Origin of the sequence: Phenylobacterium sp. (assembly GCF_036821595.1) — a bacterium.
In the GTDB taxonomy this organism is placed as follows: domain Bacteria; phylum Pseudomonadota; class Alphaproteobacteria; order Caulobacterales; family Caulobacteraceae; genus Phenylobacterium.
Genome location: NZ_DAISJG010000027.1, coordinates 1 through 20081, shown reverse-complemented (window position 1 = coordinate 20081; position 20081 = coordinate 1). Strand labels below are relative to the sequence as shown.

Genomic DNA, 20081 nt, shown 5'->3' with positions numbered 1-20081 from the left:
CCGTGGCGGAGGAGAGCGACCAGGCGTCGAAGACAGAAGAACCTACCCCGCGAAAGCTCGAGCAGGCGCGGGCCAAGGGCGACGTCGCCAAGACGCCGGACCTGCCGCAGTTCCTGTCCTTCCTGGCGGCGGCGAGCGTGCTGGCCATCTCCGGCGGCTGGATGTGCCGCAACCTGGCCGTGGAGATGCTGCCCTTCATCGCCGATCCGGACGGCATCGACGTCAGCGGCCAGGCTGCGGCCGACGTGGCGCGCCGGGCGCTCATCGCGGCTGCCCCGATCATCCTGTCGGTGATCGTCGCGGCGGCCTTCGCGGGCGCCGCGGGGCATCTCGTCCAGACCGGGCTGATGTTCACGCCCGACAAGCTGAAGATGGACTTCAAGAAGGTCTCGCCCCTGGCGGGCATGAAGCGCGTCTTCGGCATCGACGGCCTGATGCAGTTCGTGAAGTCGGTGGTGAAGATCTTCGCCGTGGCCCTGCTGGCCTGGTGGATCCTCAAGCCTCACCTATCGGCGATCACCCGCCTGGCCACCCTCGACCCCGTCCTGATGCTGCCGCTCATGGCCGACGTCCTGAGGCGGCTGGTGTTCGCCGTGGCCGGGCTCCTGCTGGTGGTCTCCGGGGCCGACTGGTTCTGGCAGAAGCAGCGCTTCATGGTCCGTATGCGGATGTCCAAGCAGGAGCTCAAGGACGACTACAAGCAGTCCGAAGGCGACCCCCACGTGAAGGCCCGCCAGAAGCAGCTGCGCATGACCCGCGCCCGGCAGCGGATGATGCAGGCGGTGCCCAACGCCACCGTCGTGGTCATGAACCCGACCCACTACGCGGTCGCGCTGAAGTACGAGCAGGGCGAGGACGAGGCCCCGCTCTGCGTCGCCAAGGGCCTGGACACCCTCGCCCTGAAGATCCGCGCCATCGCCGAGGAGGCCGGCGTGCCGGTCATCGAGGACCCGCCGCTGGCCCGCGCCCTCTACGCCGCCGTCGACGTCGAGGAAATGATCCCGCCCGCCCACTACGAGGCGGTGGCCAAGGTCATCGGCTTCATCCTGAACGCCGGCCGCAAGCCGGAGCGAAGGGCGAGGCCGCTGTGAACCGGAAGTTGAGCCGGCCCTGTGACAATCCGGGTGCTGTGAGAGAATGCGTATGAGTGATTCGATAGGGCTCGCCGCCCACCACCCGGAGACCACGTCGCGCGCCATGGCCGAGCCGAAAGCCAAGCGCCGCGGGTTCGACCCGCTGACCGCCGCAGCCGTGGTGTTCTTCCTGCTGGCCGTGGGCTTTGCCGCCGCGCCGGCTCTGAACGCCGGGCCCGCGACCCTGGCCGGCCTCCTGCTGCTCATCGGCCTGGCCGGCGTCGCCACACTCGGCCTCTTCGTCCTGCGCGGCCAGCCCGAGCCCGTCAGCGAGAGCGAGCCCGGGGCCGACAAGCTGATCGAGGCGCTCACCGAGCCCGCCGCCATCGCCGCGCCCGACGGCCGGGTCCAGGCGGCCAACGCCGCCTGGAAGAAGGTGCTGGGCGGCGCCAACCGTCTGCCCAAGACCGGCTCCTCCGCCGCCAGCCTGTTCGCCGCGCTGGGCGCCGCGCGCCGGGGCGAGACCGGCCGCGCCTCGATCCGGACCAACGGGACCGAGCACGAGGCCCTGGTCTCCCCCCTGGGCGCCCGCCGTTTCCTCGTCCGGCTCGCCGGCCATGGCCAGACGCTGGCCCTGCCGGCCGCGGCCCTGGAGGTGATCAACGCCGTCTCCACCGCCCGTAGCCCGCCGCCCAAGGTGCTGGACGCCTTCGCCGCCGCCTCGCCGTTCGGCGCCGCCCTGCTGGAGGGCGAGGATCCGTTCGAAGCGACCATCCTGGAGGGCAATCCGGCGCTGAAGGCCGTCGCCGGCGGCGGCGAGGTCGGCCAGGCGTTCGGCGAGCTTATCGAGCCGGCGTCCCGCGCCGACGCCGCCCAGCGGCTGGCGGCCGGCGGCCACGTCGGGGCCCTGGAGGTGCGGCTGGCGCACGACCCCGCCCGCATCGCCCACCTCTACCTGTCGAAGTCCGACGGGCGCTGGGTCGCCTATCTCGTGGACGTCTCCGAGCAGAAGCAGATCGAGCTGCAGCTCGCCCAGAGCCAGAAGATGCAGGCCATCGGCCAGCTGGCCGGCGGCGTGGCCCACGACTTCAACAACCTGCTCACCGCCATCTTCATGCAGCTCGACGTGCTGGCGTCGCGCCACCCGGTGGGCGATCCCTCCTACGAGGGGCTGAACGAGATCCGGCAGACCTCGGCGCGCGCCGCCGATCTGGTGCGCAAGCTGCTCGCCTTCTCCCGTAAGCAGACGGTCCAGCGCGAGGTCCTCGACCTCGGCGAACTGATCAGCGAGTTCGAGGTGCTGCTGCGCCGGGTGCTCTACGAGGACGTCAAGCTCGTCACCGACTACGGCCGGAACCTGCCGCAGGTGAAGGCCGACCGCGGCCAGCTCGAGACGGCGGTGATGAACCTCGCGGTCAACGCCCGCGACGCCGTGCGCACCCACGGCGGCGGCCAGGTGAAGATCCGCACCGCGCGGCTCACCCAGGAGCAGGCCCACCAGCTCGGCTACCCCGGCGCCCAGGGCGACCAGGCCTTCATCGAGGTCTCCGACGACGGCCCCGGCATCGCGCCGGAGATCATGGAGAAGATTTTCGAACCCTTCTTCACCACCAAGCCGGTGGGCGAGGGGACGGGCCTGGGCCTCGCTACCGTCTACGGCATCGTGAAGCAGTCGGACGGCTGGATCAGCATCGACTCGCGTCCGGGAGAGGGCGCGGCCTTCCGCATCTTCCTGCCGGTCCATGTGCCGTCGGCCGTCTCTCCGCCGGTTCAGCCCGTGCAGCCCAAGCGCCCGGTGGCCCGCGACCTCTCCGGCGCCGGCCGCATCCTCTTCGTGGAGGACGAGGACGCGGTCCGCGGCGTCGCCGCCAAGCTGCTGCGGGCCCGCGGCTACGAGGTCATCGAGGCCGCCTCCGGCGAGGAGGCGCTCGAGCTGGCCGAGGAGCACGCCGGCCAGATCGACCTGATGATCTCCGACGTGGTCATGCCAGGCATGCAGGGCCCTGACCTGCTCAAGCAGGCCCGCGGCTACCTGGGCGCGGCGCCGGTGATGTTCATCTCGGGCTATGCGGAGAGCGAGTTCTCTGACCTGCTGGAGGGCGAGACCAACGTCTCCTTCCTGCCCAAGCCGATCGACATCAAGACCCTGGCCGAGCGCGTGAAGCAGGAGCTGCAGAAGGCGGCCTGACGCTCCGCTTGCCTCGGCGACGCCCCCGATCCAATGATCGGGCCTGCAGCTTCCATGAGGCCTCCCGTGCCCGAAGCCCCGGCGCCGTCGCCCAGAGCCCTACCGGTCGTCCGACGCGCCAGGGACGCGCGGGGATGAGCCTCTCGGCGCAGCTCCGGAAGGACTGGCCGCCCCTGGCGTACGACGACTGGGCAGACACGGCCGCCACCCTGCATCTGTGGACCCAGGTGGTCGGCAAGGTGCGCATGGCGCTGACCCCTCCTGTGAACCACTGGTGGCACGTGCCGCTCTATGTGAGCCCGCGCGGCCTCACCACCTCGGCCATCCCCGACGGTGGCCGCAGCTTCGAAATGGAGTTCAACTTCCTCGACCACCGGCTGGACGTGACCTGCAGCGACGGCGCGCGCCAGCGCCTGGACCTGCGGCCGTTGACCGTCGCCGAGTTCCACGAAAGGCTGATGGCCGCCCTGGACCGCCTGGGCGTCCGTGTGCGCATCTGGACCACGCCGTGCGAACTGCCCGAGCCCATCCCCTTCGAGCAGGACCGCGTCCATCGCGCCTATGACGCCGAGGCGGCGCAGCGGTTCTGGCGCGTCCTGGTCCAGGCCGATCGGGTGATGAAGGTCTTCCGCGGCCGCTTCATCGGCAAGTCGAGCCCGGTGCACTTCTTCTGGGGCAGCTTCGACCTGGCGGTGACCCGCTTCTCCGGCCGCCGCGCGCCGCCGCACCCGGGCTCGGCGATCCTGCCGGCCTCCGTGAGTCTGGAGGCCTATTCGCACGAGGTGTCGAGCTGCGGCTTCTGGCCGGGCGGGCCGGGACAGGAGCCGGTGTTCTACGCCTACGCCTATCCCGAGCCGCCGAGCTTCCGCGACGCCCACGTGACCCGCCTGTCGCAGTACGACGAGGCGCTCGGGGAGTTCGTCCTGCCCTATGAGGCCGCGCGCCTGTCCCACGCGCCCGACTTTGCCCTCCTCAACTTCTTCCAGCGCGCCTACGAGGCCGCCGCCGACCTCGGCGGCTGGCCGCGCGCTGAGCTGGACCGGAGATCCCCATGAGCGAACCCGTCCCCGCCGTGCGCAGACCGTCGCCGGCCGCGGCCCTCGGCGCCGGCGCCCTGGGCGCCGCGGCGCTCGGCGCGCTGGCCCTGGGCGCCCTGGCCATCGGCCGCTTGGCCGTAGGCCGCATGACCATAGGCCGGCTCAGGGTGCGCCGGCTCGAGGTCGACGAGCTGGTCGTCCGCAAGGTGGGCGCGCCGAAGCGCTAGAGCGCCTCCCTCCGGTCCCGTCCTCCAGGCGCCTTGCATCCCGGCGCGCAAGGCGCGAGCGTCTGCGGATTGGAACCAAAGACATTTCGGAGGAACGTGATGGGTGAGGCGCGCATAGATCCCAATGGCTCGATGAAGGGCCGCAACGCCATCGTCACCGGGGCCAGCCGCGGCATCGGCGAGGCCATCGCCGCCCGCCTCGCCATGGAGGGCGCCCGGGTGGTCTGCTCGGCCCGCACCGCCGAGACCGGCGAGAGCAAGCTGCCCGGCACCCTGCACGCCACCGTCGACCGGATCCGCGCCGCCGGCGGCGAGGCGACCTTCATCCGCGCCGACCTCTCCTCGGAGGAGGATCGCGAGCGCCTGGTCCGGGAGGCGGTGGACGCCTACGGCCCCGTGGACATCCTCGTGAACAACGCGGCCGTCACCTTCTTCATCCCGGTGGAGACCTTCCCGGAGAAGCGGTTCAAGCTGATGATGGAGGTCCAGGTCTGGGCCCCGTTCCACCTCTCCCAGCTCGTCCTGCCGTCGATGCGGGAGCGCAAGCAGGGCTGGATCGTAAACATCTCCTCGCCGGCCGGCCTGCACCCGAAGCTGCCCTTCGCACGCGGCCGCGGCGGCACCGTCTACGGGATGTGCAAGGCGGCCCTGGAGCGCTTCACGACGGGCCTCGCTTCCGAGGTCTATGACGACAATATCGCCGTCAACGTGGTCTCGCCGGGCCTGGTGGACACCCCGGGCGTCGCCGTCCACGGCCTGATCAACGAGGCCACGAAGGACCGCGTGCAGCCGATCGAATACATTGCCGAGGCGGTCTACCGCCTGGCCTCGGGCGACCCGAAGACCATGACCGGCCGCATCGACTACGCCGAGCCCTTCCTGAAGGAGCTCGGCGTGAAGCCGGCCGAACTGGTCTGAGAGAAGCCCATGATCGAGCAGACGATCGACATCCCCACGAAGGACGGCGCCACCACCACCTTCGTGGTCCACCCGGAGCGGGACGGGCCGCATCCGGTGATCCTGTTCTTCATGGACGCCCCGGCGATCCGCGAGGAGCTGCGCGACATGGCCCGCCGCATCGCTACCGTCGGCTACTACGTCATGCTGCCCAATCTCTATTACCGGCGCGGCGTCATGGAGCTGGCGGACCTGCCGCCGCTGCCGGAGGAGGCGGCGCGGGCCCGGATGTTCGACCTGATGGGCTCGCTGACCATCGCCGGCGTCATGGACGACGCCGACGCCCTGCTCGACTTCGCCGACCGCGACCTTGCCGCCGGCAAGGGGCCGATCGGGACCCTCGGCTACTGCATGAGCGGCCAGTACGCGATCAACTACGCGGCGCGGAATCAGGAGCGGGTGGGGGCGGCGGCGTCGATCTACGGCGTCCAGCTGGTCACCGACCAGGACGACAGCCCGCACCTGGCCGCGCAGAGGGCCCGGGCCGAGCTCTATTTCGCCTGCGCCGAGACGGACCGCTGGGCGCCGCTGGAGATGGTCGAGGCGCTCGACGCCGCGGTGAAGCAGGGCCGGGCTCGGGCCGAGGTGGAGCTCTATGCCGGCGTCGAGCACGGCTTCGCCTTCCCCCAGCGGGCCGCCTACGACAAGCCGTCGGCCGAACGCCACTGGGAGCGGCTGTTTGCGCTCTGGCGGCGGAACCTCGGCTGATTTGCACATGATTTCATGCGCATGGCTCTAGAAGAACGCCGCGCTCCGGGCCGTTGATCCAGATATCACCTTGATTTTCGAGGCGATCATCTCCATATCAGCCAGATCAAATCGTGATCTGGATCCCTCGGCAATCTGGACCTGGTCGTAGACTTGGGTTCCGGATGCCCCGTCCGACCCTGTCCGAAAATTGATCTCCTCGCCTGATCGGGCGTTGAGAGCTCGGAGGGTGAATGACGACGCAGAAGTCTGAAATCCGCGCGGTCGAATATCGGGCTCGCGCCGAGGCGTCCGCCCAGGCGGCCCAGGGCTGCGCCCTCGACCGCACCCGAGAACAGCACGAGCGCGCCGCCGCCGTCTGGGCCGACCTGGCCGAGGCGGAGGAGCGCCGCGCCCGCAACGGCCGCGTCTTCCTGGGCGCGGCGACTTCCTAAAGGATCGAATGAGAAACGCCCTTCGAGACGGTTTCGACGACCGCCTGCAAGCCCAGGCTGACGCCCGCAAGGCGCTCTTGGCCAAGTTCCAGCCCAAGCCCACCGTCACCGACCCGCAGATCGGCGAACGCGCCGCTCAGCGCGCGGCCGAACTGACCCGCGTGCGCCTCGAGCGGGCCGAAGCCCGCGCCGCGCGCAAGCAGGCCGCCGAAGACGCCGTCGTCGCCGCGCGCGAGGCCGAAGAGGCCGTGGTGGCCGCCGCCCTCGACGCCAAGCGCGGCGAGCGCAAGGAGCGCAAGGCATTGACCAAGGCCGAGGCCAAGGCCAAGCGGGACGCCCGCTACGCCGCCCGCAAGGCCCGAAAGTAACGGCCGGACACCGGCCACCCCTCAAGCACGAAAGGATTCCGCTTGGCGAAGGAAGAGCTCGTCGAATTCGACGGCCAGATCACCGAACTCCTGCCCGAGGGCCGCTTCCGCGTGCGCCTCGAGAACGATCACGAGATCCTGGCCTACACGGCCGGCAAGATGAAGAAGAACCGGATCCGCTCCATGGTCGGCGACCGCGTGACGGTCGAGATGACCCCCTACGACATGGACCGGGGACGGATCACCTACCGCCACAAGCCCGAGGGCGCGCGGGTGGGCTCGGGCGCGCCGCGTCCGCAGTACCGTCGGCGCTGACGGCCGAAGGCGGCGCGGCATGGCGGACCTGACCGAGGCGGAGGTGCGCTGCCTGCGCAACCTCGCCCAGAAGCAGGCGGGCTCCGTGACCGCCTTCCTCAACATCGGCGACGCCCGGCGGCTGACGGAGCTCGGCTTCGCCACCCGCAGCCGCCAGGGCTGGGACATCACCCCGGAGGGCTCGGCCTACCTGGCCCGGCTCGACCCGGGGCCGTCCTCCGCCGGCGGCGACGTCGTCCCCTTCTAGGGCTGGCGCGGCCGCTGCTGGACCACCGGCGGGACCCAGCCGGGCTCCAGGGCCTTGGCCGGGTGCGAGGCGGTGACCTGGCCCATGAACGGCGGCCAGACGTCGTAGCCCAGGAGCTGCTGCAGCCGGGGCGACATGGCCGCCACCTGCTCGCGCGGAATCCCCAGATAGAAGTTCTCCTGCGTCCGCCCCCACGGCTCGCAGTACTGGTTGGTAAAGGCCAGCCGCGGCCTGCTGCTGCGGTTCGCGCCGCCGCGGTGCAGCAGCGTCCCGGCGAACACCACCGCCGCCCCCGACGGAATCACCATTGGCGTCAGCATCGCCTCCAGCTCGTCGCGCCGCGCGTCGATCTCGGCCTGGGTCCACAGATGGCTGCCCGGCACGATCTCCGTGCCGCCGTTCTCGGCCGTGAAGTCGTCCACCGCCACGATCACCGTATAGCTGATCGCCGGCCGCGGGCGGGGCAGGCGGTAGAAGCCGTCGTCCACATGGATGTCCTGCGCCGTCTCGCCGGGATGGATGCAGATCGCCTGGCTGGCGGTCAGCAGGAAGCCCGGCTGCAGGAACCGGCCCAGCAGGGCCATCAGCCGGGGCTCCTCGGTGATGTCCTCGAACACCTTGCCGCGCGCGACCAGGGTGTAGACCCGCTCGGTCCTGAAGCCCTCGAAGTCATTGCGGCCGTGGTGGCTTCCGAGATAGGGCGCGAGGCCCTGCCGCACGGACGCGACCGTCGGCGCGTCCAGGAAGTCCTCGATGACGGTGTAGCCCTGCGTCTCGATGCGCCGGGCGTGCGCGTCGGCGTCGAAGCGGTGGGTGGCGACGTCCATGGCCGAAAATCCTCCCCGGTCCCTTTTACCCTGGTCGCCGCCGCGGAGGCCAACGGTTGCAGAAGCCCTGCGGGCGCCTTCAGACCTGCTCGGCTTGCCAGCGGGAGAGGCGAGGGGGATGTTTCCACCGACAACGGAGGACGTCCCATGGTCCAGCCCCTGAAGATCCGCCGCGTCGCCGGCGCGCTCGGCGCGGAGATCTCCGGCGTCGACCTTGCTCAGGACCTGCCCGACGCCACCATCGCCGCCATCCGCCAGGCGCTGGTCGAGCACCAGGTGGTCTTCTTCCGCGACCAGGAGCTGACGCCCGCCCGTCAGGTGGCCTTCGGCGCCCGTTTCGGGCCGCTGAACATCCACCCCTACGTCGCCGGCATGGCCGACCAGCCGGAGGTCATGGAGATCGTCAAGGAGCCGGAGGACCGCATCAACTTCGGCGGCGGATGGCACTCCGACATGAGCTTCCTCCAGACGCCGGCCATCGGCTCCATCCTCTACGCCGTCCAGGTGCCCGACTGGGGCGGGGACACCCTGTTCGCGAGCCAGGCGGCGGCCTACGACGCGCTGTCGCCCGGCCTCAAGGCGACGCTGGAGACGCTGAGCGCCGTCCACTCCGCCAGCCGCGAGTACTCCGCCCAGGGCCACTCCGCCCAGAAGCGCAAGGGGATGAGCGTGGCCGAGGCCGACGGCTACGTCGGCGAGTACGTCCACCCGGTCGTGCTCGTCCACCCGGAGACCGGCCGCAAGGCGCTCTACGTCAACCCCGCCTTCACGCTCAGGATCGACGGCTGGAAGACCTCGGAGTCGAAGGCCCTCCTCGACTACCTGTTCAACCACTGCCGCTACGAGGGTTTCACCTGCCGGTTCACCTGGGCGAAGGGCTCGGTGGCCTTCTGGGACAACCGTTCCGTCTGGCACTTCGCGCTGAACGACTATCCGGGCCAGCGCCGCCACATGCGCCGTGTCACCGTCGATCCCTGGCCGGCCATGGCCGAGCAGGCCCGCGAGGTGGAGCTGGCCCGGGCGGGCTAGAGGTCTCGCGCTACGGCTTGCGGCCGGCGCCGGCCGGGTCCCTGTCCATCCAGGCGAGGGCGCCCTTCGCCGCCGCCACGCCGCTGGCGAAGCTCGCCTGCAGCAGATAGCCGCCGGTCGGCGCCTCCCAGTCCAGCATCTCGCCGGCGGCGAACACGCCGGGGTGGGACGTCAGCATCAGGTTGTCGTCCACCGCCTCCAGCTTCAGACCGCCGGCCGTGGAAATCGCCCGGGCGATCGGCTGCACGCCGGTCAGCCGCAGGGGTGCAGCCTTGATCAGCCGGGCGAGCGCCGCGGGCTCTGCGGGCAGGTCCTTGCCGGCCGACTCGCGCAGCAGGTTCACCTCCAGCGGCGACAGGTTCAGCGCCTTGCGCAGCTGGTTGGCGAGGCTCTCGCCCTTGCGGGGGCGCAGCAGCTTCTGGGTGAGCTTGGCCACCGTCTGGTCGGGCCGCAGGTCGATCGTCACCGTGGCTCCGCCGTCGGCCTCGATCGCGTCGCGGAGCGGGGCGGAGAGGGCGTAGACCGCGCCGCCCTCCAGGCCGTAGCGTGTCACCACCGCGTCGCCGCGGGCGGTCTGGCCCTCGAATCCCAGGCTGACGTTCTTCAGCGGCTGCCCTTCGAACCGGTCGCGGAAGACCGCGCTCCAGGCCACGTCGAAGCCGACGTTCGATGGGCGGAACGGGGACACGGCCCCCTCAAACCGCCCGGCCCAGGCGCCGTCCGAGCCCAGCCGCGGCCAACTCGCCCCGCCGAGCGCCAGGACCGTCGCGTCCGGCCGGACGGCTGTCTCGCCGTCCGGGGTGCGGAACCGCAGGGCGCCATCCGGCCCCCAGCCCAGCCATTCCCAGCGTGTCCGGAGTTCCACGCCGAGCGCCGCCAGCCGGCCGAGCCAGGCGCGCAGCAGCGGCGAGGCCTTCAGCGCCCGCGGGAACACCCGTCCCGAGGAGCCCACGAACGTCGGCTGGTCGAGGCCCTCGGCCCAGGCCACGAGGGCGGACGGCGGAAAGGCCTCGATCATCGGGCGCAGCCGCTCGGCCGCCGCGCCGTAGCGCCGCACGAAGGCCTCGAAGTCCTCGGAATGGGTCAGGTTCAGGCCGCCGCGGCCGGCCATCAGCAGCTTGCGGCTCGCCGAGGGCATCTTCTCGTAGACCGTGACCCGGCAGCCGGCCTCCGCCAGCACCTCGGCGGCCATGAGCCCCGCCGGGCCTGCGCCGACGACGGCGACGGCCCTGCTCACACCCCGGCCATGGCCAGCACGGCGGCGAGGCCGACGGCCTGGCCGCGCACCGACTGGGTCTTCTCCACGTCGATCCACTCGTCCACCGCGTGCGCCCGGCCGCCCGTGCCGCCGGAGCCGATGGTCACCGCCGGGATGCCCAGGCTGATCGGCATGTTCGAGTCGGTCGAACTCGCGCCCAGCACCGGGGTGTAGCCGGCGGCCTTCACCGCCGCGGTGGTTGCGCGCACGATCTCGGCGTCCTCGCGGGTGGAGCCGGTCGGCCGGTCGCCGATCAGCTTCACCTCGGCGCTGATCTCCCCGAAGCGGGTGTTGCGGGCCTTGTTCTCGGTCGCCACCGCGTCCTTGACGATCTCCAGGAAGCGGCTGTCGAGCTTGGCCAGCTCCTCCTTGCTCTCGGAGCGCATGTCCACCTCCAGCCAGATGGCGTCGGGGATGGAGTTCACGGACGTGCCGCCGCCGACCACGCTCGTCGCATAGGTGGTCTTCGGCTTGGCCGGCGTGGTGATCCGGTTCATCTCGACCACGGTGGTCCCCATGGCGGCCATGGGGTTCACCACCCCGTAGGCGCCGTAGCTGTGGCCGCCGGGCCCCTTGAAGGTGACGCGGTACCGCCGGGAGCCCACCGCGCCGTAGGTCACCCGTTCGGCCGAGGTCCCGTCCATGGAGAAGAAGGCGCCGATGCGGTCCTTGTACTTGCCCTTGGTGAAGAGGTAGCGGACCCCGCGCAGGTCGCCGGGCCCCTCCTCGCCGACGTTGCCGACGAAGAGGATGTCGCTCTTCGTCCTGATCTTCGCGGCGTCGAGCGCGCGGACATAGGCCAGCAGGACGGCCAGGGAATGGGTGTCGTCGCCGACGCCGGGCGCATGCAGCTTGGTGCCTTCCCGCCGCACCTTGATCGGCGTGCCCTCGGGGAAGACGGTGTCCAGGTGGGCGGCCAGCACCACCACCTTGCCGCCGGCCGGACCCGCGCCGCGGCGCAGGCCCATGACGTTGCCTTCCGCATCCATCTCGACATCCGTCAGGCCGTGGGCCTTCAGCATCTCCATGTAGGCCTTGGCGCGCGCCTCCTCCTTGAAGGGCGGGGCGGGGATCTCGGTCAGCTTGATGGTGTCGGCCACGGTCTGGTCGTGCGTCCGGTCGAGCGTCGCCACGGCGGCCTTGAAGGGCGCGCTGGCGACCAGCCGCTGGACTGTCTGCTCGGGTCCGCCGCGGCCTTGCGCGGCGGCGCCGCTGGTGAGGGTCAGGGCCAGGACGGCGGCGAGCACGGGACGCGGCGCGGAGAACATCGGTCGGGAATCCTTGGCTGGAAGCGGCCGCATATGAGCCGATCTGCGCGCGGCGGACCAGCGGTCAGGGGGAAGTCCTTGCGCATTACCGGAATTTAACGGCGAGAGCCTTGCGCGCGGCTTGCGGCCTTGCGCCCGGGACCCTTAAGCCTTCCGGTCACAAACGTAACAATTGGGGGGACGCTCATGCTGAGCCGTCGCAATCTCCTGCTTTCCGCCGGCGCCAGCGTGGCGCTCGTGGGGTGCGCCACCGCCTCACCCAGCGTCGTCGCCGCACCGCAGCCGCCGCCGGTCGGCGCGCCGCCGCCCCCCGCGCCCGAGGCGCAGCTCTCCGCCTACATGGACCAGGTGTTCCGCGAGGCGCTGGACGACAGCCCGCAGTTCGTCACCAGCCTCGGCCTCGACAAGGACGACCGCGCCGCCGCCAAGGCCCGCCTGGACGACGCCTCGCTCGCCGATCTGGCCCGCGACAAGGCGCTCACCGCCGACCAGCTCCGCCGGCTGAAGGCGATCCCCCGCGCGCCGCTCACCGGCATGGCGGCGGTGAATTACGACACCCTGCTGGCCACCCTGGAGGTCGCCGACGAGGGCAACCGCCGGTTCCAGTACGGCTACCAGGGCGCGGGCCAGCCCTATGTCCTGTCCCAGCTCACCGGCGCCTATCAGCAGGTCCCGGACTTCCTGGGGACCCAGCACACCATCGAGACCAAGGCCGACGCCGACGCCTACCTGTCGCGTCTCGACGGCTTCGCGGTCCAGATGGACCAGGAGCTGGAGCGCGCCCGCCACGACGTGGGCCTGGGCGTCATCCCGCCGGACTTCGTGGTCGAGCGCTCGCTGACCCAGATGGCGGCGCTGATTGGGCCGGCAGAGCGTTCGCCGCTTGTCACCTCGGTCGCCACCCGGGCGAAGGAGAAGGGCATAGCCGGCGACTACGCCGGCCAGGCCAGCCTGATCTACCGCGACAAGGTCGCGCCCGCCCTGCAGCGCCAGATCGACTTCATGAAGGAGATCCAGCCCCGCGCCGTGCACGACGCCGGCGCCTGGCGCCTGCCCGACGGCGAAGCCTATTACGACGTGGCGCTGCGCGGCTCGACGACCACCACCCTCTCCCCGGACGAGATCCATCAGATCGGCCTCGACCAGGCCCGCGAGCTTTCCGCCCGCGCCGACGTCCTCCTGAAGAAGGCCGGCTACAGCCGCGGCACGGTCGGCCAGCGGATCCAGGCGCTCTACAAGGACAAGAAGTACCACTACCCCAACACCGACGCCGGCAAGGAGAAGCTGCTCGCCGACCTGAACGCCCAGGCGGAGGCCATGAGCGCCCGCCTGCCGCAGATGTTCGCCACCCTGCCCAAGGCGCCGGTGGAGGTCCGCCGGGTGCCAAAGTTCATCGAGGCCGGCGCGCCCGGCGGCTACTACAACCAGCCCACTCTCGATGGCTCGCGGCCGGGGATCTACTGGATCAACCTTCGCGACACGGCGGAGAACCCGACCTGGACCCTGCCGACGCTGACCTACCACGAGGCGGTTCCGGGCCATCACATGCAGCTCGCCCTGCAGCAGGAGGCGGACCTGCCGATGATCCGCAGGGCGATGTTCTTCTCCTCCTACGGCGAGGGCTGGGCGCTCTACGCCGAGCAACTCGCCCAGGAGATGGGCGTCTACGCCGACGATCCGCTCGCCGAGGTGGGCTACCTGCAGTCCTCCCTGTTCCGCTCGGCGCGCCTCGTGGTCGACACCGGCCTGCACTTCAAGCGCTGGAGCCGCGAGAAGGCGATCGACACCATGACCTCGATCGACGGAAGCCCCCGCAGCGCCGCCACGACCGAGATCGAGCGCTACTGCGTGTGGCCGGGTCAGGCCTGCAGCTACATGGTGGGCAAGCTGACCTGGGTCCGCCTGCGGGACAAGGCGAAGGCGGCGCTCGGCCCGCGGTTCGACCTGCGCCAGTTCCATGACGCGGGCCTGCTGGCCGGCGCCATGCCGCTGACGGTTCTCGAGAACCGCATCGACCAGTACATCGCCTCCGCGCGAGCTTGATTGAAGGGATGAAGATGAACGCCATCGACCGCCGCGCCTTCCTGCTCACCACCGGCGCGGCGGCGCTGGCGGGTCCGGCTCTCGCGCAGGGTTCGGCCGAGGACGCGAAGCTCCGCGCCCTGCTGGACGCCATGTACGAGGAGAACCTGGCCGCCTCGCCCGAGGCGGTCACCCGCCTCGGCCTCGACAAGGGCGCCCGGGCCGCCGCCAAGTCCCGCCTCGACGGGGAGTCGCTGAAGGATCTCGCGGACGACCGGGCCCGCAACGCCGGCCAACTCCGCCGCCTGGAGCAGATCGACGGCGGCAAGCTCTCGCCCCGCAGCCGCTCGGACTGGGAGACGGTCCTCTTCACCGCCCGCACCAACGCCGAGGGCGCCAGGTTCGACTACGGCGACGCCTTCGGCCAGCAGCCCTACGTCCTCTCCCAGCTCACCGGGGCCTACCAGGACAAGCCGGACTTCCTGGGCACCCAGCATTCCATCGAGACCAAGGCCGACGCCGACGCCTACCTGGCGCGACTGGAGGCCTTCGCGACGGTGATGGACGAGGAGGTGGAGCGCGTCCGCCGCGACGTGGCCGAAGGCGTCGTGCCGCCCGACTTCATCCTCGACAAGACGCTGACCCAGATGCGCGGCCTGAAGACCGCCCCGGGCGAGTCCCCCCTGGTCCGCTCCGTCGCCGACCGCGCCAAGGCCAAGGGCGTGGCCGGCGACTACGAGGCCCAGGCCTCGGCCATCTACAGCCAGAAGGTGATCCCGGCCCTCGACCGCCAGATCGCGCTGATGGAGAGCCTGCGGCCCCGCGCCGTGCACGACGCCGGCTGCTGGCGCCTCCCGGACGGCGAGGCCTACTACCGCCACGCGCTGAAGAACATGACCACCACGACGCTCAGCGCCGACGAGGTCCATGCGCTCGGCCTGGAGACCGCCAGGTCGCTATCGGCCCGCGCCGACGTCCTGCTCAAGGGCCAGGGCTACACGAAGGGCACGGTGGGCGAGCGGATCGCCGCCCTCTTCAAGGAAGAGAAATACCACTACCCCAACACCGACGAGGCCAAGGAGCGGCTGATCGCGGACCTCAACAAGTACGTGGAGGGCATCCGGCCGAAGCTGCCGCAGTACTTCGGCCAGCTCCCGCAGGCCGCCGTCGAGGTCCGCCGGGTGCCGAAGTTCATCGAGGCCGGCGCGCCCGGCGGCTACTACAACCGCCCCGCGCTCGACGGCTCCCGGCCCGGCATCTACTGGATCAACCTGCGGGATTCCGCCGAGAACCCGACCTGGACCCTGAAGACCCTCACCTACCACGAGAGCATCCCGGGCCATCACCTGCAGCGCACCCTGCAGCAGGAGGGCGACGCGCCGATGCTCCGCCGCACCGCCGGCTTCTCCGCCTTCGCCGAAGGCTGGGCCCTCTACACCGAGGAACTGGCCCTGGAGATGGGCATGTACGAGGGCGACCCTCTGGGCGAGATCGGCATGCTGCAGGCCGCCCTGTTCCGCGCCGCGCGCCTGGTGGTCGACACCGGCCTGCACGCCAAGCGCTGGAGCCGCGAGAAGGCCATCGAGACCATGGTCTCCATCGACGGCAGCCCGGTCTCCTCCGCCACCACCGAGATCGAGCGCTACTGCGTGCGGCCGGGCCAGGCCTGCAGCTACATGGTCGGCAAGCTCACCTGGCTGCGCCTGCGCCAGAAGGCCAAGGACGCGCTCGGTCCGCGCTTCGACATCCGCAAGTTCCATGACGCCGTCCTGCTCGGCGGCGCCATGCCGCTCACCGTGCTGGAGGGCGTCGTCGACCGTCACATCGCGGCCCAGCGGGCCTAGGGGGAAACCGAATGAACGCCATCGACCGCCGCAGCTTCCTGGCCACCTCGGCCGGCGCCGTCCTCGTCGCCGCCACCCCGGCCCTGGCCCAGGGCTCCGAGGATGCGAAGCTCCGCGCCCAGCTCGACCGCATGTTCGAGACCCTCGTCGACGACAGCCCCGAGTTCGCCACCATGCTCGGCATGGACAAGGGCCCGCGCGCCGGCCTGAAGTCGAAGCTCGACGACGCCTCCACCGCCGCGAAGCAGCGCCGCCTGGAGCGCTCCCGCGGCTGGGTGCGCGACCTGCGCGCCATCGACCGCACGAAGCTCTCGCCCGCGTCCAAGGTCGACCTCGACGTGGTGCTCTACCAGCAGGAGCGGACCGTCGCGAACGGCGACAAGTACCGGTTCGGCAACGTCGGCGGCAACTTCAGCCCCTATGTCGTCAGCCAGCGGACCGGGGCCTACCAGGACATCCCCGACTTCATGGACAGCCAGCACCGGGTGGAGACCGCCGCCGACGCCGAAGCCTGGCTCTCGCGGCTCTCCGCCTTCGCCGTCCAGATGGACCAGGATCTCGCCCGCCAGCGCGAGGACATGGCCATGGGCGTCGTCCCGCCCGACTTCGCCTGCGACCTGGCCATCGGCCAGATGAAGGCCCTGCGCGACCAGCCGGCGGCGCGCACCATCATGGTCACCTCCCTGGGCAAGAAGGCCGCCGAGGCCAAGCTCGGCGGCGACTGGGCCGCACGGGCCGAGAAGATCGTCACCGCCGAGGTGTTCCCGGCGCTCGACCGCCAGCTCGCCGGCATGCAGGCGGCGCGCGCCAGGGCGAAGCCCGACACCGGCGCCTGGGCCCTGCCGGACGGCGGCGCCTACTACGCCGACGCGGTGAAGGCCTCGACCACCACCAACTACACCCCCGACCAGGTCCACCAGATGGGACTCGACCAGGTGGCCGAGATCTCCGCCCGGATCGACACCATCCTCAAGGGCCAGGGGATGAGCCAGGGAACGGTCGCCGAGCGGCTGATCGCCCTGAACAACGACCCGAAGCAGCGCTATCCGAACACCGACGAGGGCCGCGCCCAGGTCATCGCCGACCTCAACAGGCAGGTGGAGGATATCTACCGCCAGCTGCCGAGCGCTTTCGCGACCCTGCCCAAGGCGCCGGTGGAGGTCCGCCGGGTTCCGGCCTTCATCCAGGACGGGGCGTCCAACGGCTACTACCAGCCCGCCGCCCTCGACGGCTCGCGGCCGGCGGCCTTCTACATCAACCTCAAGGACACGGCGGACTGGCCCCGGTACAACCTGCCGACGCTGACCTACCACGAGACCTCGCCGGGCCATCACCTGCAGATCGCGCTGTCGCAGGAGTCGACCGGCATGCCGATGCTGCGCCGGGCCGGCTTCGGGTTCTCGGCCTTCTCGGAAGGCTGGGGCCTCTACGCCGAGCAGCTCGCCGACGAGATGGGCGCCTACCGCAGCGATCCGCTGGGCCAGGCCGGCTACCTGCAGTCCCTGCTGTTCCGCGCCGCCCGCCTCGTGGTCGACACCGGCATCCACCACAAGCGTTGGACCCGCGAGCAGGCGACCCAGTACATGGTCGACACCATCGGCAACACGCGCTCGCGCTCGCAGCGGGAGGTGGAACGCTACTTCACCTCGCCGGGCCAGGCCTGCAGCTACAAGGTCGGCCACACCATGTGGGTCAAGGTCCGCGAGGACGCCCGCGCGAAGCTCGGCCGGAAGTTCGACCTCAAGGCCTTCCACGACGCGACCCTGCTCTCCGGCTCCATGCCGCTGACGGTGCTGGAGCGCCACGTCCAGGACTGGGTCGCCGACCAGGCGTAGGGACGGGACCGCTCAGAACCAGCCCGCGGCCTTCAGGGCCGCGGCGTTGGACCGGCTGACCGGGACCACCAGCCCGGACTTCAGACGCGCCTCGCCGCGGCCGCGCAGCCACCTGACTTCGTCGATGGCGTCGGCGGCGACCCACCAGGAGCGGTGGGTGCGGAAGCCGCGCGCCAGGGCGAGCTCGGCGAGCGCGTCCCCGAACCGGGCGGTGATCAGCTCCTCGCCGGCGTCGGTGTGGACCCGCAGGTAGTGGTCCTCGGCCTCGACCGCGATCAGGACCGCCTCGCGCCGCTTCGCCGACAGCCGCCGGCGGAAGGCGGCGAGGGGATCCCCGGGGGCCTCCGGCGGCGCCTCGGGCGTCACCGTATGGGCCCAGGCGAGCTGGCGGAAGGTCATGGTGGCGAAGCTGACGACGAGCACCTGGAACCAGGGCTGGGCGATGTTCTCCGGCCCGAGCCGCCCGTTGCTGAACATGTGGTTCGTCAGGCCGACGAGGACGGTGACGAATGGGGTCATCAAGACGCTGGCCAGCCCGACCCGGAGCCAGAAGTGGCTCACCCTGCGGCGCAGGGGCTCGTCGATGGCGGTGCCGATCAGGCCGCCGCCGACCATGCAGATGAACCAGTAGACGAACCGCTCCGGAAGCGGCCGCTCGGACGAGCCGAAAGGCCCCAGGAAGGCCATCACCACCCCGACCGCCACATAGAGCGCCACATCGGCGGCCAGGCGGCGGGTCCAGGGCGGCAGGGCGGTCAGCGGCATCCGGGCTCTCGGGCGCGTGAATCGTTCGCGCCCGATCCTGCACGACTTGCGAAATGGCCGCATCCGTTCGCGCAGCCGCGGCGCCGTTCGCGGGTTCGCCCCTCGACGACGGACGGCGGGCGCGGCGATCCAGGCCCCGTCGCAACCGGAGCCCGCCCCCATGTCCCGCGTCCTGCAACTGGCAGCCTGGAGCCTCGCCGCCTTCCTGAGCGTCGGCGTCGCCGTCGTCTCCTACCGCTATGTGCCGCAGGTCGGCCCTCTGTCCGAGGGAGTCATGGCCAATCTGTTCGCCCGGCCCTGGCTGGCCGTGCACGCCGCCGGCGCGGCCACCGCCCTGCTGGCCGGCCCCTTCCAGTTCCTGCCGGCCGTCCGCCGCCGCCTGCCACGCCTCCACCGCTGGCTGGGCCGGATCTATGCCACGAGCTGCATCGTCGGCGGCGCGGCAGGCTTCGGCCTCGCCTTCGGCACGACCGCCGGCCCCGTGGCGGGCCTGGGCTTCGCCCTCTTGGGGCCGCTGTGGATCTACGTCACCGCCCAGGGCTGGATGACCGCACGGGACCGCCGGTTCGACGAGCACCGGCGCTGGATGATCCGCTCCTTCGCGCTCACCTTCGCGGCCGTGACCCTGCGCCTCTACCTGCCGCTCGGCGTGATGGCGGGCCTGACCTTCGAGCAGATCTACGTGGCGACCGCCTGGATCTCCTGGATCCCCAACCTGCTGGTCGCCGAGCTCTACCTGCGCCGCGGCGCGCCGCGTCTCCAGCCGGCCTGATCGCGTATTGCTGACATGCCCTGGCAGCAGGACGGGTGTTGAATGCCCGAAACCCGCCGAAGGAGGCTCCCATGTCCGACCTCGTCTTCTACACCAACCCCATGTCCCGTGGCCGCATCATCCGCTGGATGCTGGAGGAGGTGGGCCAGCCCTACGAGACCGTGCTGGTCGAGTGGGGCAAGAACGATCCTGCCTTCCTGGCCGTGAACCCGATGGGCAAGGTGCCGGCCGTGAAGCACGGCGACGCCGTCGTCACCGAATGCGGCGCCGTCTGCGCCTATCTCGCCGACGCCTTCCCCGAAGCCGGCCTGGCCCCGCCGCCCGGCAGCAGGGAGCGGGCGCCCTACTACCGATGGCTGTTCTTCGCGGCCGGGCCGATCGAGCAGGCGGTGGGCGTCGCGGCCATGGGCGTCCAGCCCTCGGCCGACCAGGAGGCCATGCTCGGCTTCGGCAGCATGGCCCGGGTGCTGAACGCCATGGAGGGCTACCTCAAGGACCGCGAGTTCGTGGCCGGCGACCGGTTCAGCGCCGCCGACCTCTACCTCGCCTCGCACCTCGCCTGGGGCATGCAGTTCGGCACGCTCGAGAAGCGCCCCGCTTTCGAGGCCTATGCGGCGCGCCACACCGCCCGGCCGGCCGCCCTGCGCGCCGCCGAGATCGACGACGGGATCATCGCGGCCCAGCAGCAGAAGCAGCCCGAGCCGGCTGAATGAGGTCGCCGCGGGTCCCCTAGAGGTCCGCACTCCGGCCGCGGCCATGCATCCATGGTCGCGGTCGGAGTCGTCGGACGGCGCCGTCGTCGCCCTACGCCGGCGCCGCCTGCCTTGCCTGCTGGCTCGCCTCCTCCGCCAAGCGGCCGGTCAGCTCGCTCATGTGGTCGAAGTCGGCCTCGAAGGCGCCGAGCCCC

At 71.1% G+C, this 20081-nt stretch carries 20 protein-coding genes; 16 read left to right on the top strand and 4 right to left on the bottom strand.

Annotated elements, in window-relative coordinates:
- The first annotated feature begins 2 nt into the window (after positions 1–2).
- The 10 genes from flhB (at position 3) to V7Z97_RS12810 (ending at position 7554) form a co-directional block, all read left to right on the top strand.
- On the top strand, positions 3–1091 hold the full coding sequence (gene flhB, locus V7Z97_RS12855) for a flagellar biosynthesis protein FlhB (protein ID WP_334163827.1): 1089 nt from the start codon (positions 3–5) through the stop codon (positions 1089–1091).
- Between the two features lie 106 nt (positions 1092–1197).
- Positions 1198–3261 (top strand): cell cycle histidine kinase CckA, encoded by a 2064-nt coding sequence (cckA, locus tag V7Z97_RS12850; RefSeq protein WP_334163850.1) that lies wholly within the window; start codon positions 1198–1200, stop codon positions 3259–3261.
- Positions 3262–3395: 134 nt separating this feature from the next.
- Positions 3396–4316 (top strand): DUF5996 family protein, encoded by a 921-nt coding sequence (locus tag V7Z97_RS12845; protein ID WP_334163826.1) that lies wholly within the window; start codon positions 3396–3398, stop codon positions 4314–4316.
- Entirely contained in the window at positions 4313–4525 is a 213-nt protein-coding gene (locus tag V7Z97_RS12840; RefSeq protein WP_334163825.1) for a hypothetical protein, read from the top strand. Before V7Z97_RS12845 ends, V7Z97_RS12840 begins: the two co-directional genes overlap by 4 nt.
- A gap of 99 nt (positions 4526–4624) precedes the next feature.
- Positions 4625–5443, top strand: a complete 819-nt coding sequence (locus V7Z97_RS12835) for an SDR family NAD(P)-dependent oxidoreductase (protein WP_334163824.1) — start codon at positions 4625–4627, stop codon at positions 5441–5443.
- 9 nt (positions 5444–5452) lie between these two features.
- Complete coding sequence (locus tag V7Z97_RS12830) at positions 5453–6190, top strand: dienelactone hydrolase family protein (RefSeq protein ID WP_334163823.1); 738 nt, start codon at positions 5453–5455, stop codon at positions 6188–6190.
- Positions 6191–6423: 233 nt separating this feature from the next.
- The gene (locus V7Z97_RS12825; RefSeq protein ID WP_334163822.1) at positions 6424–6624 is read left to right on the top strand and encodes a hypothetical protein; all 201 of its coding nucleotides are present in this window, start codon (positions 6424–6426) and stop codon (positions 6622–6624) included.
- Positions 6625–6632: 8 nt separating this feature from the next.
- Positions 6633–6992, top strand: coding sequence for a DUF6481 family protein (locus V7Z97_RS12820; protein WP_334163821.1), 360 nt, complete (start codon positions 6633–6635; stop codon positions 6990–6992).
- Positions 6993–7034: 42 nt separating this feature from the next.
- Positions 7035–7307: a translation initiation factor IF-1 gene (gene infA / locus V7Z97_RS12815; protein ID WP_325461684.1), complete on the top strand. Its 273-nt coding sequence runs from the start codon at positions 7035–7037 to the stop codon at positions 7305–7307.
- A gap of 19 nt (positions 7308–7326) precedes the next feature.
- Complete coding sequence (locus V7Z97_RS12810; protein WP_334163820.1) at positions 7327–7554, top strand: hypothetical protein; 228 nt, start codon at positions 7327–7329, stop codon at positions 7552–7554.
- Here V7Z97_RS12810 and V7Z97_RS12805 read toward each other — a convergent pair.
- Positions 7551–8381, bottom strand: coding sequence for a phytanoyl-CoA dioxygenase family protein (locus V7Z97_RS12805; protein WP_334163819.1), 831 nt, complete (start codon positions 8379–8381; stop codon positions 7551–7553). The two genes, V7Z97_RS12810 and V7Z97_RS12805, sit on opposite strands and share 4 nt — an antisense overlap.
- 147 nt (positions 8382–8528) lie before the next feature.
- Between V7Z97_RS12805 and V7Z97_RS12800 the strand changes: the two genes are divergently transcribed.
- On the top strand, positions 8529–9410 hold the full coding sequence (locus V7Z97_RS12800; protein WP_334163818.1) for a TauD/TfdA dioxygenase family protein: 882 nt from the start codon (positions 8529–8531) through the stop codon (positions 9408–9410).
- A 10-nt stretch (positions 9411–9420) separates the two neighbouring features.
- Here V7Z97_RS12800 and V7Z97_RS12795 read toward each other — a convergent pair whose 3' ends face one another.
- Together V7Z97_RS12795 and V7Z97_RS12790 are read right to left on the bottom strand one after the other, a co-directional pair.
- A complete protein-coding gene (locus V7Z97_RS12795) occupies positions 9421–10647 on the bottom strand; it encodes an NAD(P)/FAD-dependent oxidoreductase (RefSeq protein ID WP_334163817.1) in 1227 nt (408 codons plus the stop codon).
- Positions 10644–11936 carry a M20/M25/M40 family metallo-hydrolase gene (locus V7Z97_RS12790; RefSeq protein WP_334163816.1) on the bottom strand — a complete coding sequence of 431 codons (1293 nt, stop codon included), beginning with the start codon at positions 11934–11936 and terminating at the stop codon, positions 10644–10646. Before V7Z97_RS12790 ends, V7Z97_RS12795 begins: the two co-directional genes overlap by 4 nt.
- Positions 11937–12122: 186 nt before the next feature.
- Here V7Z97_RS12790 and V7Z97_RS12785 point away from each other — a divergent pair, with 186 nt between their 5' ends.
- Genes V7Z97_RS12785 through V7Z97_RS12775 form a run of 3 tightly spaced genes read left to right on the top strand, consistent with a single transcriptional unit; the run spans position 12123 to position 17637 of the window.
- A complete protein-coding gene (locus tag V7Z97_RS12785; RefSeq protein ID WP_334163815.1) occupies positions 12123–13979 on the top strand; it encodes a DUF885 domain-containing protein in 1857 nt (618 codons plus the stop codon).
- A 14-nt stretch (positions 13980–13993) separates the two neighbouring features.
- The gene (locus V7Z97_RS12780; protein WP_334163814.1) at positions 13994–15802 is read left to right on the top strand and encodes a DUF885 domain-containing protein; all 1809 of its coding nucleotides are present in this window, start codon (positions 13994–13996) and stop codon (positions 15800–15802) included.
- Between the two features lie 11 nt (positions 15803–15813).
- Positions 15814–17637 carry a DUF885 domain-containing protein gene (locus V7Z97_RS12775; protein WP_334163813.1) on the top strand — a complete coding sequence of 608 codons (1824 nt, stop codon included), beginning with the start codon at positions 15814–15816 and terminating at the stop codon, positions 17635–17637.
- Between the two features lie 12 nt (positions 17638–17649).
- Here V7Z97_RS12775 and V7Z97_RS12770 read toward each other — a convergent pair whose 3' ends face one another.
- The gene (locus tag V7Z97_RS12770) at positions 17650–18402 is read right to left on the bottom strand and encodes a LytTR family DNA-binding domain-containing protein (RefSeq protein ID WP_334163812.1); all 753 of its coding nucleotides are present in this window, start codon (positions 18400–18402) and stop codon (positions 17650–17652) included.
- 160 nt (positions 18403–18562) lie between these two features.
- Here V7Z97_RS12770 and V7Z97_RS12765 point away from each other — a divergent pair, with 160 nt between their 5' ends.
- Together V7Z97_RS12765 and V7Z97_RS12760 are read left to right on the top strand one after the other, a co-directional pair.
- Positions 18563–19174 (top strand): DUF2306 domain-containing protein, encoded by a 612-nt coding sequence (locus V7Z97_RS12765; protein WP_334163811.1) that lies wholly within the window; start codon positions 18563–18565, stop codon positions 19172–19174.
- Positions 19175–19245: 71 nt separating this feature from the next.
- Positions 19246–19887, top strand: coding sequence for a glutathione S-transferase family protein (locus V7Z97_RS12760; RefSeq protein WP_334163810.1), 642 nt, complete (start codon positions 19246–19248; stop codon positions 19885–19887).
- The last annotated feature ends 194 nt before the right edge of the window (positions 19888–20081 follow it).

What these genes read in the sequence shown, in the direction of transcription:
- cckA (WP_334163850.1), top strand. Translation starts at nt 1,198, where the DNA reads ATGGCCGAGCCGAAAGCCAAGCGCCGCGGGTTCGACCCGCTGACCGCC.
- V7Z97_RS12845 (WP_334163826.1), top strand. Translation starts at nt 3,396, where the DNA reads ATGAGCCTCTCGGCGCAGCTCCGGAAGGACTGGCCGCCCCTGGCGTAC.
- V7Z97_RS12840 (WP_334163825.1), top strand. Translation starts at nt 4,313, where the DNA reads ATGAGCGAACCCGTCCCCGCCGTGCGCAGACCGTCGCCGGCCGCGGCC.
- V7Z97_RS12835 (WP_334163824.1), top strand. Translation starts at nt 4,625, where the DNA reads ATGGGTGAGGCGCGCATAGATCCCAATGGCTCGATGAAGGGCCGCAAC.
- V7Z97_RS12830 (WP_334163823.1), top strand. Translation starts at nt 5,453, where the DNA reads ATGATCGAGCAGACGATCGACATCCCCACGAAGGACGGCGCCACCACC.
- V7Z97_RS12825 (WP_334163822.1), top strand. Translation starts at nt 6,424, where the DNA reads ATGACGACGCAGAAGTCTGAAATCCGCGCGGTCGAATATCGGGCTCGC.
- V7Z97_RS12820 (WP_334163821.1), top strand. Translation starts at nt 6,633, where the DNA reads ATGAGAAACGCCCTTCGAGACGGTTTCGACGACCGCCTGCAAGCCCAG.
- V7Z97_RS12810 (WP_334163820.1), top strand. Translation starts at nt 7,327, where the DNA reads ATGGCGGACCTGACCGAGGCGGAGGTGCGCTGCCTGCGCAACCTCGCC.
- V7Z97_RS12805 (WP_334163819.1), bottom strand. Translation starts at nt 8,381, where the DNA reads ATGGACGTCGCCACCCACCGCTTCGACGCCGACGCGCACGCCCGGCGC.
- V7Z97_RS12800 (WP_334163818.1), top strand. Translation starts at nt 8,529, where the DNA reads ATGGTCCAGCCCCTGAAGATCCGCCGCGTCGCCGGCGCGCTCGGCGCG.
- V7Z97_RS12790 (WP_334163816.1), bottom strand. Translation starts at nt 11,936, where the DNA reads ATGTTCTCCGCGCCGCGTCCCGTGCTCGCCGCCGTCCTGGCCCTGACC.
- V7Z97_RS12785 (WP_334163815.1), top strand. Translation starts at nt 12,123, where the DNA reads ATGCTGAGCCGTCGCAATCTCCTGCTTTCCGCCGGCGCCAGCGTGGCG.
- V7Z97_RS12780 (WP_334163814.1), top strand. Translation starts at nt 13,994, where the DNA reads ATGAACGCCATCGACCGCCGCGCCTTCCTGCTCACCACCGGCGCGGCG.
- V7Z97_RS12775 (WP_334163813.1), top strand. Translation starts at nt 15,814, where the DNA reads ATGAACGCCATCGACCGCCGCAGCTTCCTGGCCACCTCGGCCGGCGCC.
- V7Z97_RS12770 (WP_334163812.1), bottom strand. Translation starts at nt 18,402, where the DNA reads ATGCCGCTGACCGCCCTGCCGCCCTGGACCCGCCGCCTGGCCGCCGAT.
- V7Z97_RS12765 (WP_334163811.1), top strand. Translation starts at nt 18,563, where the DNA reads ATGTCCCGCGTCCTGCAACTGGCAGCCTGGAGCCTCGCCGCCTTCCTG.
- V7Z97_RS12760 (WP_334163810.1), top strand. Translation starts at nt 19,246, where the DNA reads ATGTCCGACCTCGTCTTCTACACCAACCCCATGTCCCGTGGCCGCATC.